The organism is Novosphingobium sp. (assembly GCF_039595395.1).
Lineage (GTDB): Bacteria > Pseudomonadota > Alphaproteobacteria > Sphingomonadales > Sphingomonadaceae > Novosphingobium.
Genome location: NZ_JBCNLP010000006.1, coordinates 939334 through 954354 on the forward strand (window position 1 = coordinate 939334; position 15021 = coordinate 954354).

Genomic DNA, 15021 nt, shown 5'->3' on the forward strand with positions numbered 1-15021 from the left:
GTGAGAGCAATCCCATGACACGCATACGCATTGGTGCCGGAGCCGGTTTCGCCGGAGACCGCATCGAACCCGCGGTGGAACTGATCGAGAAGGGCGAACTCGACTATCTGTGCTTCGAATGCCTGGCTGAGCGGACCATCGCTCTGGCCCAACTGGCGCGGCAGCGCGATCCTGCGGCGGGCTATGACCCCAGGCTGGAAAAGCGGATGCGGGCGGTGCTGCGCCCGGCGATGGAGCGCGGCGTGCGCATCGTCTCGAACATGGGCGCGGCCAATCCGCTGGCCGCGATGCAGGCGGCGCTGGGCGTGGCGCGGGATCTGGGCCTCAAGGGCATCCGTATGGCCGCCGTGCTGGGCGACGATGTGCTGGGCGCCATCAGCGGGCAGGATCATCCGCTGATCGACCGCGACGGCACGCTGGCCGATCTGGCCCCGATTTCCGCCAATGCCTATCTGGGCGCCTTTCCCATCGCCCGCGCGCTGGAGGAGGGGGCGCAGGTCATTTTCACCGGGCGCGTCTGCGATCCGGCGCTGTTTCTGGGGCCGATGATCCATGCCTTCGGCTGGGCAGAGGATGACTGGACGCGGCTGGCGCGCGGCACGGTGGTGGGTCATCTGCTGGAATGCGCGGGGCAACTGACCGGCGGCTATTTCGCCGACCCCGGCGTGAAGGATGTGCCCGATCTGGCGCGCCTCGGTTTCCCTCTGGCCGAAGTGACCGAGGATGGCGATGCCGTGCTGACCAAGGCGGCAGGCTCGGGCGGGCGTCTGTCTCTGGCCAGCGCGCGCGAGCAGGCGATGTATGAGATCCTCGATCCCGCGCGCTATCTGCAGGCCGATGTGGTGGCCGATTTCACCAGCCTGAACCTGACCGAAGTGGGCCCCGATCGCATCGCGGTCTCGGGCGCGCAGGGCCATCCCCGCCCAGACAGGCTGAAGGTCTCGGTCGGCTATCGCGACGGCTTTATCGGTGAGGGGCAGATCACCTATGCCGGGCCGGGCGCGGTGGCGCGCGGGCAACTGGCGCTGGAGATCGTGAAGGAGCGCATCGCCATGCTGGCCCTTCGGCATGACGATATCCGCTACGATCTGATCGGTATGAACTCCGCCAATGTCACGGCGCACATGGGCGATCCGGCGGAAGTGCGCGCCCGCGTTGCCGCCCGGACTGCTGACGCCGCCACTGCCGCCGAAATCGGCGCGGAGGTGGAGGCGCTCTATCTCAACGGCCCCTCGGGCGGGGGCGGGGTGACGACCTCCCTGCGCGAGGTGGTTGCCGTCGCCTCGGTGCTGATCGGGCGCGATTGCATATCCCCCTCCATCCTGCACGAGGTGAGTTGATGCGCCTGCGCGACATTGCCCATGCCCGCACCGGCGACAAGGGCGACACATCCCAGATCTGCGTCTTTGCGCGCCAGCCCGAACACTTCGCCCTGCTGGAGCGCGCGTTGACGGCCCAGCGCGTGGCCGATCACCTCACCGCGCTGAAGCCCCGGCGCATTGACCGCCATGTGCTGCCCAATCTGGGGGCGGTGAATTTCGTGCTGCATGGCGCGCTGTCGGGCGGGGTCACGCGGTCTCTGGCGCTTGACGCCCATGGCAAGACGCTGGGCAGCCAATTGCTGGATATGGAGATCGGCGATGCGTAAGGCTTTTCTGCTCGGCGGCGCGCTGCTGGCGCTGGCCACGGGGGCGCAGGGGCGCGTCACCGCGATCCATATCGACAGCCGCACCCCCGCGCCCGTCAAGCCGGGCGAGCGGCCCTATGAGATCATCACCGGCACCTTCGACGGCGATCTGAGCCCCGCGCAAGAGGCCATTATCACCGACATCGCCCATGCCCCGCGCAACGGCAAAGGCCGGGTGGGCTATAGCGCCACTTTCGCCATCGCCCGCCCGCTGGAGCGCGGCAGCGGCGTGCTGTTCTACGATGTGCCCAACCGTGGCAACGGCAAGGTCGGCCCCGATGAGGACGGCCATATCCGCGTCATCAGCGGCTGGCAGGGCGACCTGACCCCCGCCCCCGGCGTGCAGAGCGCCACCGTGCCAGTCGCCAAAGGGCTGACCGGCATGGCGCTGGCCCGCGTGACCGACCTTTCCGGCAGCACATGGGGGCTGACCGGCGGCATCGGCCGCCCGGTGGCGCGGCCCCTGCCGGTCGACCTGAACTCTGCCCACGCCCATCTCTACCGCCAGAGCAGCGATGAGGCGCCACTGGAACCCATCCCCGCCGACCAATGGGCCTTTGGCGATTGCCGCACCGCGCCGTTCCCTGGCACACCCGACCCGGCGCGTATCTGCCTGAAGGGCGGTTTCGACGCGACACACGCCTATACGCTGGCCTATCAGGCGCGCGATCCGCTGGTGCTGGGCATCGGCTTTGCCGCCACGCGCGATCTGGTCAGCTTTCTGCGCCACGCCAAGGCTGATGATGCGGGCACGCCCAATCCGTTGGCGAGCCAGGTCCACTGGAGCGTGGTGAGCGGCACCTCGCAATCGGGCAATTTCGTCAAGAGTTTCATCAATCTGGGCTTCAACCGCGATGAGGATGGCGCCCGCGTCTTCGATGGCGCCAACCCCAACATCGCCGCCCGGCAGGTGCCGCTCAACCTGCGCTTCGCCGTGCCGGGAGGCGCCGCCACCCTGTTCGAGCCGGGCAGCGAGGGCACGCTCTGGTGGACGCGCTACAACGACACCACGCGGGGACGTGGCGCCCACAGCCTGCTCGACCGCTGCACCGCCACGGGTACCTGCCCCAGGATCATGGAGACCTTCGGCTCGACCGAACTATGGGGCCTGCGCCTCTCGCCCGCCTTGGTGGGGACGGATGCCAAGGCCGATGTGCCCATCGCGGCCAACGTGCGCCGCTATTACTTCCCCGGCGTGACGCATGGCGGTTCGATCACCGGCGGCATCTCGCTCGATGGCGACAAGCCATGGCCCGGCGCGCCGGTTTGCGTGCTAGCCAGCAACCCCAACCCTTCTCTGCCCACCATGCGCGCCCTGCTGAAGCGGCTGGTCGACTGGGTCAGCACGGGCCGGGCGCCGCCCCCCAGTCAGTATCCCACGCTGGCGGCGGGCGATCTGGTGGCGCCCACCGCAGCAGTAATGCATTGGCCCAACATCCCCGGTGCGCCTGTGCCCGATGGCAAGATCAACGGCCTGCTGGATTACGATTACGGCCCCGGCTTCGACTACCCCGACCTCTCGGGCGTGATCACCCGGCAGCCGCCCAAAATCCGCCGCGCGATCCCCTCGCTGGTGCCGCGTGTCGATGCGGATGGCAACGAGCTGGGCGGTGGTGTTCCCTCGGTGCAGCATCTGGTGCCGCTGGGCACCTATCTGGGCTGGAATGTGCTGGCCAAGGGCTATGGCGCGGGTACCGATTGCGGCTTTGCGGGCGGCTTCATCCCCTTTGCCGCCACGAAAGCCGAAAGGCTGGCCAAGGGCGACCCGCGTCTCTCTTGGGAGGAGCGCTATGGCTCGCATGCCGGTTTCGTGGCCAAGGTGAAGGCCGTGGCCGACCGTCGCGTGCAGGAAGGCTGGCTGCTGCCCGACGATGCCGCAAAGCTGGTGGCCGAGGCGCAAGCGAGCAACGTTTTGCAGGCGCCCCGCCCATGAGCCTTCTGGCCAGTCTGATGCTGCTGGCCACGGCTCCGGCCAACGCAGCGTCGCCAGACACGGCTGCCCCGGCTTTGGCGTGTGACGCTCTGGCGGGGGAGGAGATCGTCGCCACTGTTGCTTCGGGCGCATGCCGGGTCAGTGGCCATCTGCACCCGGTGAAGGGCGCTGACATCGGTTTTGCGCTCTGGCTGCCTGCGCGGTGGAACGGGCGTTTTCTGATGCTGGGCAATGGCGGCTATGCTTCGGCCATGCCTCTGGCGCAGATGGCGCGGGCGCTGGCCAAGGGCTATGCCGTCGCCGCGACCGACACCGGACATCAGGGAGATGATCCCTCCTTCGCGCTCGGCCACCCGGAAGCGATCGCCGACTGGGGATGGCGCGCTGTTCACGAAACGGCGCGCAAGGCGCAGAGTCTGACGCGGGCCTATTATGGCCGGGCGCCGCGCTGGCGCTATTTCAACGGCTGTTCCACCGGCGGCCATCAGGCGCTCTCCGAGGCGCAGCGCTTCCCTCGCGATTTCGACGGTATTGTCGCGGGGGCACCGGGCTATGACCGGGTGCGGCTCAACGCCGGCTTCCTGTGGATGTTCCTGAGCAACCATCGGCGGGGCGACAATCTGCATCCCATCCTGGAGCAGAGCCAGCTCGATCTGCTGGCGCGGCATACGCTGCTGCGGTGCGGCAAGCCAGGGGCAGGCTGGCTGGATCATCCCGGCGCATGTCACGCAGATCCCGGCGCCCTGCTATGCCGCCCCGGTCAGCGCGAGGCTTGCCTGACGGCCGAGCAGGTGACCGCGGCGCGTGCCATCTATGCCGGGCCGCATGATGAAAGACACCGCCCTGTCTTCTTTGGTCAGGCGCCGGGAACGGAGCGGCAATGGTTGCTCTATTGGAGCGATCCACAGGACAGGAGCATCCCCATGCGGGCCAGCTTCTGGCAGGTCTGGGCGAGCGAAGGGCAGGGCTGGAACTGGTGGAACTTTTCCTTCGGACGCGATCTCAAACGCGCAAGAGATCTCTTGTCGGCCAGCGTCGATGCCGACAGTGCCGATCTGTCGGCTTTCGCGGCGGCGGGGGGCAAGCTGCTGCAATGGCATGGGCTGGCCGATCCCGTGGTGCCTTTTGCCGATACGCTGGCCTATCGGGCAAGGGTGCGGGCGCGCATGGGGGATGTTTCGCATTTTTACCGCCTGAAGCTGCTGCCCGGTGTGGGCCATTGCGGTGGCGGGCCGAAGCAGGCCGTTGTCGATATGCAGGACAGCATCGAGGCATGGGTGGAAGCAGGGAGTGCTCCCGTCATGTCGCACAGCTTGCCTGACGAATGATGCTGGAGAAGGATGGCGCGCCAAGGCTGGCATTGCCGACCAGCGCCCCATCGACCAGCGGTAACCGCAGAATGTCAGCGGCATTGTCGGCCGAGACCGATCCACCATACAGCAGGCGCGGCATGGTGGATGGCGGGTGCCCGATGGACTGAAGCGTATCGTGGATGACGCGATGCATCTCCTCGATGGCCTGGGCATCCGGGGTCAGCCCGGTGCCGATGGCCCAGACCGGCTCATAGGCGATGGTCAACAACGGTGCGGCAATCGGGGCGTTGGGCAGCGATTCGACGAGTTGGCGGCGCACGACGGCGTCCGCCTGACCGGTTTCGCGCTGCTGCAAACTCTCGCCGACGCACAGGATCACCTTCAGCCCGGCCTCGATCGCCGCGCGGACCTTCTGCCGCACGGTGTCATTGTCTTCCGATTGGCCCTGACGCCTTTCGGAATGACCCAGAATCACGAAACTTGCGCCGCAATCCACCAACATTGCGGCTGACACTTCGCCGGTAAAGGCGCCGCGCTGCCGGGCGTGGCAATTCTGGGCTCCGATCATTGTGTGCTTCAGCATGGCAGCGCCGCCGGGGATAAGGGTGAAGGGCAGGGCAAGGCCCACCTCTACCCCGGCGTAAAAGCCTGCGATTTCGTCGATATTGCGGATCGCGGGCAGGTCGGTGGAGAGCCCGTTCATCTTCCAGTTGCCCAGGATCAGGGGGCGAGAGCTGTGTCGAGACATGGTGGTCCTTTGTTGTTTCGCGCCGCGTGATGCGCGTCGCCGCCCTCTTGGCCTTGACTCGTGAATGCGTCAACGTATACGTTACAGCATCCAATGAATGGCGTGATGACGCCATGACGGTTCCGAGGGAGGATAGGTTTCATGACGCAAAAGATGTCGCGCGCCCGGCTGGGGCGTGCTGTTTCGACGTGGGTGCTGGCGGTGAGCTGTATGGCAGGCGGCATGGCGCATGCGCAGGATGCCGCTCCCGCAGCCGCCCCGGCGCCCGCCGCGCCCACCGACAATGAGATCGTCGTCACCGGCACCAGCATCAAGGGCGTTGCGCCCATCGGTTCCAATCTGGTGGCGCTCAGCCGGAACGAAATGATGAAGATGGCGCCGGTCAACGCCACCGACATGACCAACTCGATCCCCGCGATCAGCACGGCGGGCTCGGCCAGCGTCGGCGAAAACGTCTATTCCTATTACTCGCCGCAGATCCACAGCCTGGCGGGCAGCGCCAGCAACACCACGCTGGTGCTGGTCGATGGCATGCGCATGCCGGGCGGCGGCGTGCAATATGCCCAGACCGACCCCAACATCATCCCGGTCAGCGCGCTGCAGCGGGTCGAGGTGCTGGCCGATGGTGCGTCCTCGGTCTATGGTTCGGACGCTGTCGCGGGCGTGGTCAATTACATCACGCGCAAGACCTTTTCCGGCGTCGAGCTGGGCGGCAAGGCGACCTTCGCCAACAACTGGCGCAGCCAGGATCTCAACGGCATCGTCGGCAAGACATGGACCGGCGGCGGCCTCTATGTCGCGGCGCAGTACAGCTATCAGAGCCCGCTGGCCAACAGCAGCCGTTCCTTCCTGAGCATGGGCGACTATCGCGCGGTTGGCGGGCGTAATGCGCAAAGCTTCAACTGCTCGCCGGCCACGATCCGCACGCCTTCTTCCGGCACATCGGTCTACACCTCGCCCGGCGCGACCAGCACCGTCACCAACACCGAGGCCAATTATAACTGCAACATTTCGCAATATGGCGACGCGATCCAGAGCAACGCCCGCGCGAACATCATGATGCGGTTGGTCCATAATTTCGATGATCGGCTCGATACGTCGCTGGTGATGAATTACAACCACCTCAAGGGTGGCCGCGCGATGGGGCCGGGCACGATCAACAGCGCCAATGCCTTTGGTCCGGGGGCAGGGGCCGCAGGGCAGAGCAACCCCTTCTTCCTCGCCCCGGCGGGTGACCCCACCGCCACGCAGGAATCGATCACCTATGCCGCACTGCGCGGGGATAACAATTACGGGCGGCAGGTGGCCGAGAATGACACTTTCTACCTCTATGGCTATGCCGACTACAAAGCTAGTGACCGCATCTCGATCAAGCTGAGCCAGGCGCTTGGCCACAGCCGCAGCTCGCTCAACAGCTACAATGTGTTCTGCCAATCCTGCGCCTATCTGGCGCTGAATGGGACTTCGCTGGCCAGCGGCAGCACCACCGCCAGCGACATTGCCGGGCAGAATGTCGTGACGCTCAACACGCCGCTCACCACCGCCAATGCGCTGGACGTGTGGCATGCCAATGGCGGTTCGACCAATGCGGCGGTGTGGAACCGCCTCTATTCGAACAACACGGCGCTGACGCACACCAATGATTTCTATCAGGTCAAGCTGGAGGCGCAGGCCCGCGCCTTCTCGCTGCCCGGCGGCGATGTCCGTCTGGCGGCGGGCGGCGAGTTCCTCAGTTCTTCGCAGAAGGTGGACAGTGTCGATCCGCAGAATATCGTCAATTCCGCGCTCAGCTCGACCTTCATCACCTACAATCTCTCGCGCAAGAGCTACTCGGCCTATGCCGAGGCGGTGGTGCCGATCGTGGGCGAGGACATGAACGTGCCGCTGATCCGCAAGCTGGATATCGACGTCTCGTTCCGCCACGACCATTACAATGACGTGGGCGGCACCACCAACCCCAAGATCGCCGCCAATTGGGAGGTGACGCGCGGGGTGAAGCTGCGCGCCAACTATGCCACCTCCTTTGTGGCGCCGCCGCTGGCCGCCATCGGTGTGCCCTCGATGGGCTATCAGCGCACCGCGACGGGCACCATCGTGTCAGGCGGGGTCTATGTACCCGTGGCGCTCTATCCCGGCGTCACGCAATTGCCGGGCTGCGCCGGGGCGACCACGCTTTGCCAGATCGGCACGGGTGTCAATCAGGGGCTGACGCGCAACTATGGCGTGGGCGCCAATGCCAGGCCGCAGACGGGCAACAGCTGGTCGGTGGGGCTGGATTTCCAGCCCGAATTCCTGCCGGGCCTCACCGCCAATGTCACCTATTGGGCCAATCACTTCAAAGGCGGTGTGACCCGCCCAGACGTCTCGGTGCAGCTCTATTCGCAGGCGCTGCATGACCGGCTGACGCTCTGCCCCTCGGGCTGCACCACCGCCCAGATCAATGCCTTCACCAATGTCGCCAATGGCGGCACGATGACGGGTTCGCTGCCGACCTCGGTCTATTTCCTGCTCAACAATGACTCGGGCAATCTGCTCAATCTGAATGTGCAGGGCATCGATTATGCGGTGAACTACCGCCTGCGCACGCAGAAGGCGGGCACCTTCAACCTCGGCGCCACCGGCACCTATTACACCAAATATATGCAGGATTTCGGCGATACGCCCTTCAGCGTGCTCAACACCTCGGGCTTCAACTCGACCTTCCCCTCGATCCAGACGCGGCTGCGCTTTCAGGCGGGATGGCAGTATGGCAACGTCTCGATCGACGGTTTCGCCAATTACACAGGCGGCTATTGGAACTGGAGCAACACGGCGCTCAATCCGGTGACGGTGAACAGCGCGGGCCTGCCCAATGGCGGGGGTGACTGGGTGGGGGCCAACACCACCATCGACCTGCATGCCGAATACAAGCTGCCGGTCCGTTTCGCCTCGAACCTCACCTTCTATGTCGATGTGAAGAACCTGCTCGATGCCACGCCGCCCTTCTTCAGCGGCAACACCAGCGGCATCGGCGTGGGCGGCTATGGTTATAACGGCTTTGTCTCCAACCCGATCGGGCGGATGTCCTCCATCGGTCTGCGCGCCGCGTTCTGATCCTCTGGTGCATGGTCGAGCCCTCCTTTGCCGCGTGCAAGGGAGGGCTTTGCCGTGGTTTGGGGATGCGCTGTCGCCGACATTGTTTGGACCGGCCATTGCGCCTATAGCTCATGCTTTGCGCATACCCCTGGAGCAGGTTGAAGACGATGGTGAGTGAAACGGTCCAGAAGACTGCCCCGGCCAAGGCGAAGGCGCCCAAGGAAACAAAGGCGCGCACATCGTTCACCGAGATCGCCTATCAGCGGATCCGGTCGATGATTCTGGACAATGAAATGCCCGCCGGTTTTCAGGTCACCGAGCAGGATATGGCCGAAAAGCTCGACATCAGCCGCACCCCCACGCGCGAAGCTCTGCTGAAGCTGGAGGCCGAAGGGCTGATCGAGATCTGGCCCCGCCATGGCATGCGGGTCAAGCATATCTCCATCGACGATCTGCGTGAAATCTATCAGATGGTCACCGTGCTGGAGGCTTCTGCCGCGCGATTTGCCGCTGAAAATGGCGTGTCAGCCGCTCTGCTGGCCGAGATGCGGAAATCCATCGAGGATATGGATGCTGCTCTGGCGGCGGACGATCTGCGCGAATGGGCCAAGGCGGACCGCACCTTCCATCGTCTGTTGATCCAGGCCGGGGGCAATCGCCGTCTGGCCGAAACCGTCGAGACCCTGAATGGGCAGGCCCATCGCTTGCGGATGATCACCCTGTCGATCCGCCCCAAGCCAACCAATTCAAACCGCGACCACGAGGATGTGGTCGAGGCGATTGCCCGCGGCGATGGCGAAGCCGCCGAGCGCATTCACCGCCTGCACCGCGAAAAGAGCGGAACCATGCTGATCGACCTGCTCACCCGGCACGGCCTCACCTCGCTTTGATCCGCTGAAAACGCATGCTCGCTGGACAGGGCTGTTGACTCGCATTTTTTAATGTATACGTTAATGCATTAGAAAATGGAAATGCGAGAACTCCCATGCACACTTTCAAGATTACGGTTCTGCCCGGCGATGGCATCGGCAGTGAGGTGATGGCCCCTTGCGTCGATCTGTTGAACGAACTGGCCACCCGCGCCGGCACCTTCTCTTTCGACATGCAGCACTATGAGGCCGGCGCCGATCTCTATCGCCGCACCGGCATCGCCATTCCCGACGAAGCCGTCGAGGCGTGCCGTAGCGCCGATGCCATCCTGCTGGGCGCCATGGGCATCCCCGATGTGCGCTATCCCGACGGCACCGAGGTGCAGCCGCATCTCGACCTGCGCGAGATGCTGGCGCTGTATGCCGGTGTCCGCCCGATCCGCATCCTGAAAGGCGCGCCCACGCCGCTGGCCGACCCGCGCGCCGCCAGCGTGGACGCCGTGCTGATCCGTGAATCGACGGAAGGCATCTTCGCCTCGCGCACGATGACGCGCCGCGAAGAGAATGCCGTGTTCGACACGATCCGCATCAGCCGCGATGTCTGCGAGCGTCTGTTCCGTTTCGCCTTCCGCCTCGCCCAGACCCGTGCCGCGCGCGAAGGGCGCAAGGGTCGCGTTACCTGTGTGGACAAGGCCAATGTCATCCCCTCGCTGGCTTTCTTTCGTCAGGTTTTTCTGGAGATCGCTCCGGAATTCCCCGATGTTCAGGCCGATTGCATGTATGTCGATGCGGCGGGCCTTCGCCTGGTGCGCAGCCCCTGGGAGTTCGACGTGATGGTCACCGAGAACATGTTCGGCGATATCCTCTCCGATGTCGGCGCGGCGCTGATCGGTGGCATGGGCATGGCCCCCTCGGCCGACATTGGTGACAGCCATGCCATTTTCCAGCCCTGCCACGGCACCGGGCCGGACATTGCGGGGCAGGGCAAGGCGAACCCCACCGCCATGCTGCTCTCGGGCGCGATGATGCTGGAGTGGCTGGGCGAACGTTTCGATGTGCCTGACTGCATAACCGCCTCGGTTCAACTGGTGCGCGCCATCGAGATCGCCTTTGCTGCTGGCGATCTCCAGTCCTATGAAACGGGGGGCCGCGACGGCACGGCGCAGATCGTCGAGCGCGTGCGCGCGGCGCTGGCGTAAGCCGCATGGTGCGTACGCGCCATCTGTTGCTGGCCGTCACCTTTTCGCTGACGACGCTGCTCTATGTCGACCGGATCGCGGTATCGGCAGCCAAGGCGGCGATCGTCGGCGATCTGGGGCTTTCGGACACCAGCTTTGGCTGGGTTCTTTCTGCCTTCGCGCTGGGTTATGCGCTGTGTCAGGCCCCGGCGGGTGCCATAGCGGACAGGTTCGGCGCGCGGGGCGTGTTGGCGGGGATCGTGGTGCTCTGGTCGGCCTTCACCGGGCTGACCGGGCTGGCCATGGGGCTGGGCTCCTTGCTCCTGATCCGCTTCCTGTTCGGCGCGGCGGAGGCTGGAGCCTTTCCCACCTGCGCGCGCGCGATCTACGCCTGGTTGCCTGCGGGTGAGCGGGCACTGGCGCAGGGCATCAACCTGTCTGGATCGCGCCTTGGGGCCGCCTTTGCCTTGCCTCTGGTGGCCAGCCTGCTGGGCCATGCGGGCTGGCGGGCGTCGTTCTTCGTGCTGGGCGCTGTGGGCGTGGTCTGGGCTGCGGCATGGTACGCATGGTTTCGCAACACGCCTGAGGAACACTCCGGCGTCACGCCTGCCGAACTGGCCGAAATCCGGGGCGATCCGCAAGCCCGGCCCGATCCGCGCGAGGCGACTGTGCCGCATGGCTCGCTCTGGTGCTCGGCCAGTATGTGGTTGCTGATGGGGCAGTTCTTCGCCTCCAACTTCACCTTCTTCTTCTGCCTGACATGGCTGTTTCCCTATCTGCAGAAGGCCTATCATCTGGATGCGCTGACCACCGGCATGCTGGCGGCGGTGCCTCTGGTGGCGGGCGCGCTGGGCAATTGGGTCAGCGGCTGGACCATCGATCGCCTGTTCCGGCGCGGTTTCGCGATGCAGTCGCGGCGCTGGGTGGCGATGGTGGGCTTTGCGCTCTCCGCTGTTGGCCTGCTGGGCTGTCTGACCGCCACAACGGCAGGCGGAGCGACCGCATGGCTGGCGCTGGCGGTGTTCGGGGCGGATCTCACCAATCCGGCGAGTTGGGCCACCTGCATCGATCTGGGCGGACCACGCTCTGGCGCGGTGTCGGGGGTGATGAACATGGCGGGCAATCTGGGGTCGTTCATGACCGGGCTCGCCTTTCCCTATCTGATGGCCGCCTTTGGCAGCGCCACGCCGTTCTTTACGCTGGGCGCTGTGCTCAATCTCCTGGCGATGCTGTGCTGGGTCGCCTTGCGTATCCGTCGCGGTGTTGTCTTTGATCGACCATAGGGGCGGGCGCTTTCCCTCTTGCCCCGATCCTGTGGCAGATCCCCTCTCGACCCGCAGAGCCTGCGCTCTGCGGGTTCTTTTTGCGCGCAAGGGTCAAAGGGCGAAGCGAAAGATCGCGTCATTGTGCAGCGTGCCGATCACGGCTGTGCGATTGTCGGAGCCGCCAAAAGCGATGCTGGTGACATGCTGCAGCCGCGCACCCGGAATGGGCCCCAACGCGTTGGCAGGCAGAGCGCCTTGCGCAAAGGCTGCGGCCAGCGGGGCGCTGTGATCGGGCAGGTCTTCCATCAGCATGATCTGCTGCCCGCCATCGGGATGGATGCGGATCAGCCCGTTGCAGATCAGGCTGGTGACCCAGATCCCTCCCTCCGCGTCGAAGGCGAAACCGTCGGGGAAGATCGCGTCGCCGAATTGGGCGACGGTTTCGCGCGGCCCCGGTTGGCCCGCATCGTTCAGAGGCATGCGGATCAGCCTTTGCCCAAAGGTTTCGACCACATAGAGCCATGCGCCACATGGGCTGACGCGTGCCTCATTGGTGTAATGCAGCCCGTCGGCGACGATGACCGCGCCGCGTGTATCGACACGCACCACAAAGCCGTCCCGCACATCGCGCCGCCACGCCTGCTGGCGCGGCAGGCGGGGTGTGCTGACGGTGATCCACGTCCGGCCCTGAGCGTCCTGCGTCACAAAATTGGCAGCAGGCATCGGGTGGCCGTTGAGGGTCGTGAGAAAGGGCGTGACATGCCCCGCCGCATCCATCGCCCAGACACCGCCAGCCTCCCCCAGATTGGCGATCAGGAACCCGCCGTCATCCATCAGCGCGATGCCATTGGGTTTTAGATCGGGAGGGCCATCCACGGCCAGCAGCGTGCTTTGCCGCCCATCGGGGTGCAGGGTGGTGATCCCCCCGCGCCAGTCAGGCACATGCACCGTGCCGCAGGGTTGATGGAGCACGCATTCGGGCCGGTGAAGATTGTGGCCCAGCGGTTCCAGCGATGAGGCGGCGATTGACATCAGGGAATCCTCTTTTATACATACGTCAACGTATACATTATCAATCGTGAATGGCCCGTCCAATGATTCTTGGTGTTATTGCCGACGACGTTACCGGCGCAACCGATGTTGCATCTGTGCTGATCCGCCACGGCTGCCGCGTGGTGCAGACTTTTGACGTCCCCGGTAGCACTCCGCCTGCTGCCGACGCGATTGTGGTCAGCACCAAGATCCGCACGGCGCCGCTTGATGAGGCGTTGGCCACTGTCGATGCCGCGCTCGATTTTCTGCTGGAGCAGGGCGCGGACCAGATCTTCTACAAATATTGCTCGACCTTCGATTCCACGCCTCGGGGCAACATCGGCCCGGTGATCGATCATCTGCTGGCCCGGCTGGAGACCGATGTCACGGTGGCTTGCCCCTCCTATCCGGCGCTGGCGCGCACGGTCTATCAGGGGCATCTGTTTGTGGGGGACCGGCTGCTGTCGGACTCCTCGATGCGCGACCATCCGCTGACGCCGATGCACGACAGCGATCTGGTGCGCGTGCTGGGCGTTCAGGCGCGGGCGAGCGTCGGGCTGGCGCCGCTGGCCATGGTGGAGGCGGGGGAGCAGGCCTTGCAGGAAGGCTTTGCCGCGCTGGGGCGGCAGGTGGCCATCGTCGATGCCATCGATGATCGCCATATCTCCACCGTCGCGCGGGCCTGCCGCGCCATGCCGCTGGTGACGGGTGGCGCGGCTTTGGGCGGCGCTCTGGGCGGGTTGAGGATGGGCGACAATCGCGCGGCGCAGGCTGAGCGGCATGCCACGCCGGGCCCGGCGGCGATGCTTAGTGGTAGCTGTTCGGCGATGACCCTGAAGCAGGTGGCGCAGATGGCCGGCAAGGTGCCGTCACGCGCCATCGATCCGCTGAGCGCCGATGTGGAGGGCATCGTCTCATGGGCGTTGGAGCAAGCTGCCCATGGGGATTTCCTGATCTATTCCAGCGCCGATCCCGCAATCGTGGCGCAGGCTCAGGCCACGCTGGGCCGCGATGAGGCCGCCGCGCGGATCGAAACGCTCTTTGCGTGTCTGGCCGAGGCTTTGGCAAAGGCGGGGGTGAGGCGCTTTATCGTGGCGGGGGGCGAAACCTCCGGCGCGGTGACGCGCGCGCTCAAGGTGCGGATGATGAGTTTTGGCCCCGACATCGCCCCCGGCGTGCCGGTCACCTATACGCAGGAGCCGCAAGGTTACGCGCTGGCCCTGAAATCCGGCAACTTTGGCGATCCCGACTTTTTCCAGCTCGCCAGGGAGATGGTATGAACGAGACCCAACTGCGCGAGGCCATGGTGGACTATGCCCATTCGCTGTTCGCACGCGGCTATGGCTGCGGCACATCGGGCAATCTGAGTGCGCGGCTGGATGAGGACCATCTGCTGCTCACCCCCACCAACATCTCGCTCGGCCGCCTGACGGTGGACGGGCTAACGCGGGTGCGCATGGATGGCAGCCCCGTCGATGGCCCGGTGCCCACCAAGGAGGCATGGCTGCATCTGGCCGCCTATCGCGCGCGGCCCGGCATTGGCGCGGTGGTGCATCTGCATTCCACCCATGCGGTGGCGATGTCCTGTCTGGAGGTTGCCGACACCAGCGATGTCCTGCCGCCGATCACGCCCTATGCGGTGATGCGCTTCGGGCGGGTGGCGCTGGCGCCCTATTTCCGGCCCGGCGACACCACGCAGGCCGATATGATCGAGGGACTGCTGCGCGATCATCGCGCCATCCTGCTCTCCAATCACGGGCCGGTGGTGACGGGGGCGGACCTGCCCGCCGCCATCGCCGCCGCGGAGGAGTTGGAGGAAACATCGAAGCTCTATTTCGTGCTGGATGGTCATCGTTACCGCCGTTTGACGGCGGAGCAGGTGGCCGAATTGAATGCCGTTTTCGGCGGTTAGGAGAGGCCT

Annotated in this window: 12 protein-coding genes; 10 read left to right on the forward strand and 2 right to left on the reverse strand. The window is 65.3% G+C overall.

The window, feature by feature from the left end; genetic code table 11:
• Positions 1–14 precede the first annotated feature (14 nt).
• Genes ABDW49_RS24090 through ABDW49_RS24105 form a run of 4 tightly spaced genes read left to right on the forward strand, consistent with a single transcriptional unit; the run spans position 15 to position 4948 of the window.
• Positions 15–1340, forward strand: coding sequence for an acyclic terpene utilization AtuA family protein (locus ABDW49_RS24090; protein WP_343615938.1), 1326 nt, complete (start codon positions 15–17; stop codon positions 1338–1340).
• Positions 1340–1648 carry a hypothetical protein gene (locus ABDW49_RS24095; protein WP_343615940.1) on the forward strand — a complete coding sequence of 103 codons (309 nt, stop codon included), beginning with the start codon at positions 1340–1342 and terminating at the stop codon, positions 1646–1648. The genes ABDW49_RS24090 and ABDW49_RS24095 overlap by 1 nt, the downstream gene beginning before the upstream one ends.
• The gene (locus ABDW49_RS24100) at positions 1641–3620 is read left to right on the forward strand and encodes an alpha/beta hydrolase domain-containing protein (RefSeq protein WP_343615942.1); all 1980 of its coding nucleotides are present in this window, start codon (positions 1641–1643) and stop codon (positions 3618–3620) included. Before ABDW49_RS24095 ends, ABDW49_RS24100 begins: the two co-directional genes overlap by 8 nt.
• Complete coding sequence (locus ABDW49_RS24105) at positions 3617–4948, forward strand: tannase/feruloyl esterase family alpha/beta hydrolase (protein ID WP_343615944.1); 1332 nt, start codon at positions 3617–3619, stop codon at positions 4946–4948. The genes ABDW49_RS24100 and ABDW49_RS24105 overlap by 4 nt, the downstream gene beginning before the upstream one ends.
• On the opposite strand, the gene tpiA is transcribed toward ABDW49_RS24105, so the two are convergent.
• Positions 4920–5681: a triose-phosphate isomerase gene (gene tpiA, locus ABDW49_RS24110; RefSeq protein ID WP_343615946.1), complete on the reverse strand. Its 762-nt coding sequence runs from the start codon at positions 5679–5681 to the stop codon at positions 4920–4922. The two genes, ABDW49_RS24105 and tpiA, sit on opposite strands and share 29 nt — an antisense overlap.
• Before the next feature lie 141 nt (positions 5682–5822).
• On the opposite strand from tpiA, the gene ABDW49_RS24115 reads away from it, so the two are divergent.
• The 4 genes from ABDW49_RS24115 (at position 5823) to ABDW49_RS24130 (ending at position 12086) form a co-directional block, all read left to right on the forward strand.
• Positions 5823–8774 carry a TonB-dependent receptor gene (locus ABDW49_RS24115; protein ID WP_343615948.1) on the forward strand — a complete coding sequence of 984 codons (2952 nt, stop codon included), beginning with the start codon at positions 5823–5825 and terminating at the stop codon, positions 8772–8774.
• A 149-nt stretch (positions 8775–8923) separates the two neighbouring features.
• On the forward strand, positions 8924–9646 hold the full coding sequence (locus ABDW49_RS24120; RefSeq protein WP_343615950.1) for a GntR family transcriptional regulator: 723 nt from the start codon (positions 8924–8926) through the stop codon (positions 9644–9646).
• Positions 9647–9741: 95 nt separating this feature from the next.
• The gene (locus tag ABDW49_RS24125; RefSeq protein WP_343615952.1) at positions 9742–10824 is read left to right on the forward strand and encodes an isocitrate/isopropylmalate dehydrogenase family protein; all 1083 of its coding nucleotides are present in this window, start codon (positions 9742–9744) and stop codon (positions 10822–10824) included.
• A 5-nt stretch (positions 10825–10829) separates the two neighbouring features.
• Complete coding sequence (locus tag ABDW49_RS24130) at positions 10830–12086, forward strand: MFS transporter (protein ID WP_343615954.1); 1257 nt, start codon at positions 10830–10832, stop codon at positions 12084–12086.
• Between the two features lie 93 nt (positions 12087–12179).
• Here ABDW49_RS24130 and ABDW49_RS24135 read toward each other — a convergent pair whose 3' ends face one another.
• Positions 12180–13100 (reverse strand): SMP-30/gluconolactonase/LRE family protein, encoded by a 921-nt coding sequence (locus ABDW49_RS24135; protein ID WP_343615956.1) that lies wholly within the window; start codon positions 13098–13100, stop codon positions 12180–12182.
• Between the two features lie 62 nt (positions 13101–13162).
• On the opposite strand from ABDW49_RS24135, the gene otnK reads away from it, so the two are divergent.
• Positions 13163–14380, forward strand: a complete 1218-nt coding sequence (gene otnK, locus ABDW49_RS24140) for a 3-oxo-tetronate kinase (RefSeq protein WP_343615957.1) — start codon at positions 13163–13165, stop codon at positions 14378–14380.
• Entirely contained in the window at positions 14377–15012 is a 636-nt protein-coding gene (gene otnC, locus ABDW49_RS24145; RefSeq protein WP_343615958.1) for a 3-oxo-tetronate 4-phosphate decarboxylase, read from the forward strand. The genes otnK and otnC overlap by 4 nt, the downstream gene beginning before the upstream one ends.
• The last annotated feature ends 9 nt before the right edge of the window (positions 15013–15021 follow it).

Excerpts from the sequence above, each read along its gene's own strand:
- ABDW49_RS24130 (WP_343615954.1), top strand. The coding sequence starts at position 10,830 with ATGGTGCGTACGCGCCATCTGTTGCTGGCCGTCACCTTTTCGCTGACG.
- ABDW49_RS24095 (WP_343615940.1), top strand. The coding sequence starts at position 1,340 with ATGCGCCTGCGCGACATTGCCCATGCCCGCACCGGCGACAAGGGCGAC.
- otnK (WP_343615957.1), top strand. The coding sequence starts at position 13,163 with ATGATTCTTGGTGTTATTGCCGACGACGTTACCGGCGCAACCGATGTT.
- ABDW49_RS24120 (WP_343615950.1), top strand. The coding sequence starts at position 8,924 with ATGGTGAGTGAAACGGTCCAGAAGACTGCCCCGGCCAAGGCGAAGGCG.
- tpiA (WP_343615946.1), bottom strand. The coding sequence starts at position 5,681 with ATGTCTCGACACAGCTCTCGCCCCCTGATCCTGGGCAACTGGAAGATG.
- ABDW49_RS24090 (WP_343615938.1), top strand. The coding sequence starts at position 15 with ATGACACGCATACGCATTGGTGCCGGAGCCGGTTTCGCCGGAGACCGC.
- otnC (WP_343615958.1), top strand. The coding sequence starts at position 14,377 with ATGAACGAGACCCAACTGCGCGAGGCCATGGTGGACTATGCCCATTCG.
- ABDW49_RS24115 (WP_343615948.1), top strand. The coding sequence starts at position 5,823 with ATGACGCAAAAGATGTCGCGCGCCCGGCTGGGGCGTGCTGTTTCGACG.
- ABDW49_RS24105 (WP_343615944.1), top strand. The coding sequence starts at position 3,617 with ATGAGCCTTCTGGCCAGTCTGATGCTGCTGGCCACGGCTCCGGCCAAC.
- ABDW49_RS24125 (WP_343615952.1), top strand. The coding sequence starts at position 9,742 with ATGCACACTTTCAAGATTACGGTTCTGCCCGGCGATGGCATCGGCAGT.
- ABDW49_RS24135 (WP_343615956.1), bottom strand. The coding sequence starts at position 13,100 with ATGTCAATCGCCGCCTCATCGCTGGAACCGCTGGGCCACAATCTTCAC.
- ABDW49_RS24100 (WP_343615942.1), top strand. The coding sequence starts at position 1,641 with ATGCGTAAGGCTTTTCTGCTCGGCGGCGCGCTGCTGGCGCTGGCCACG.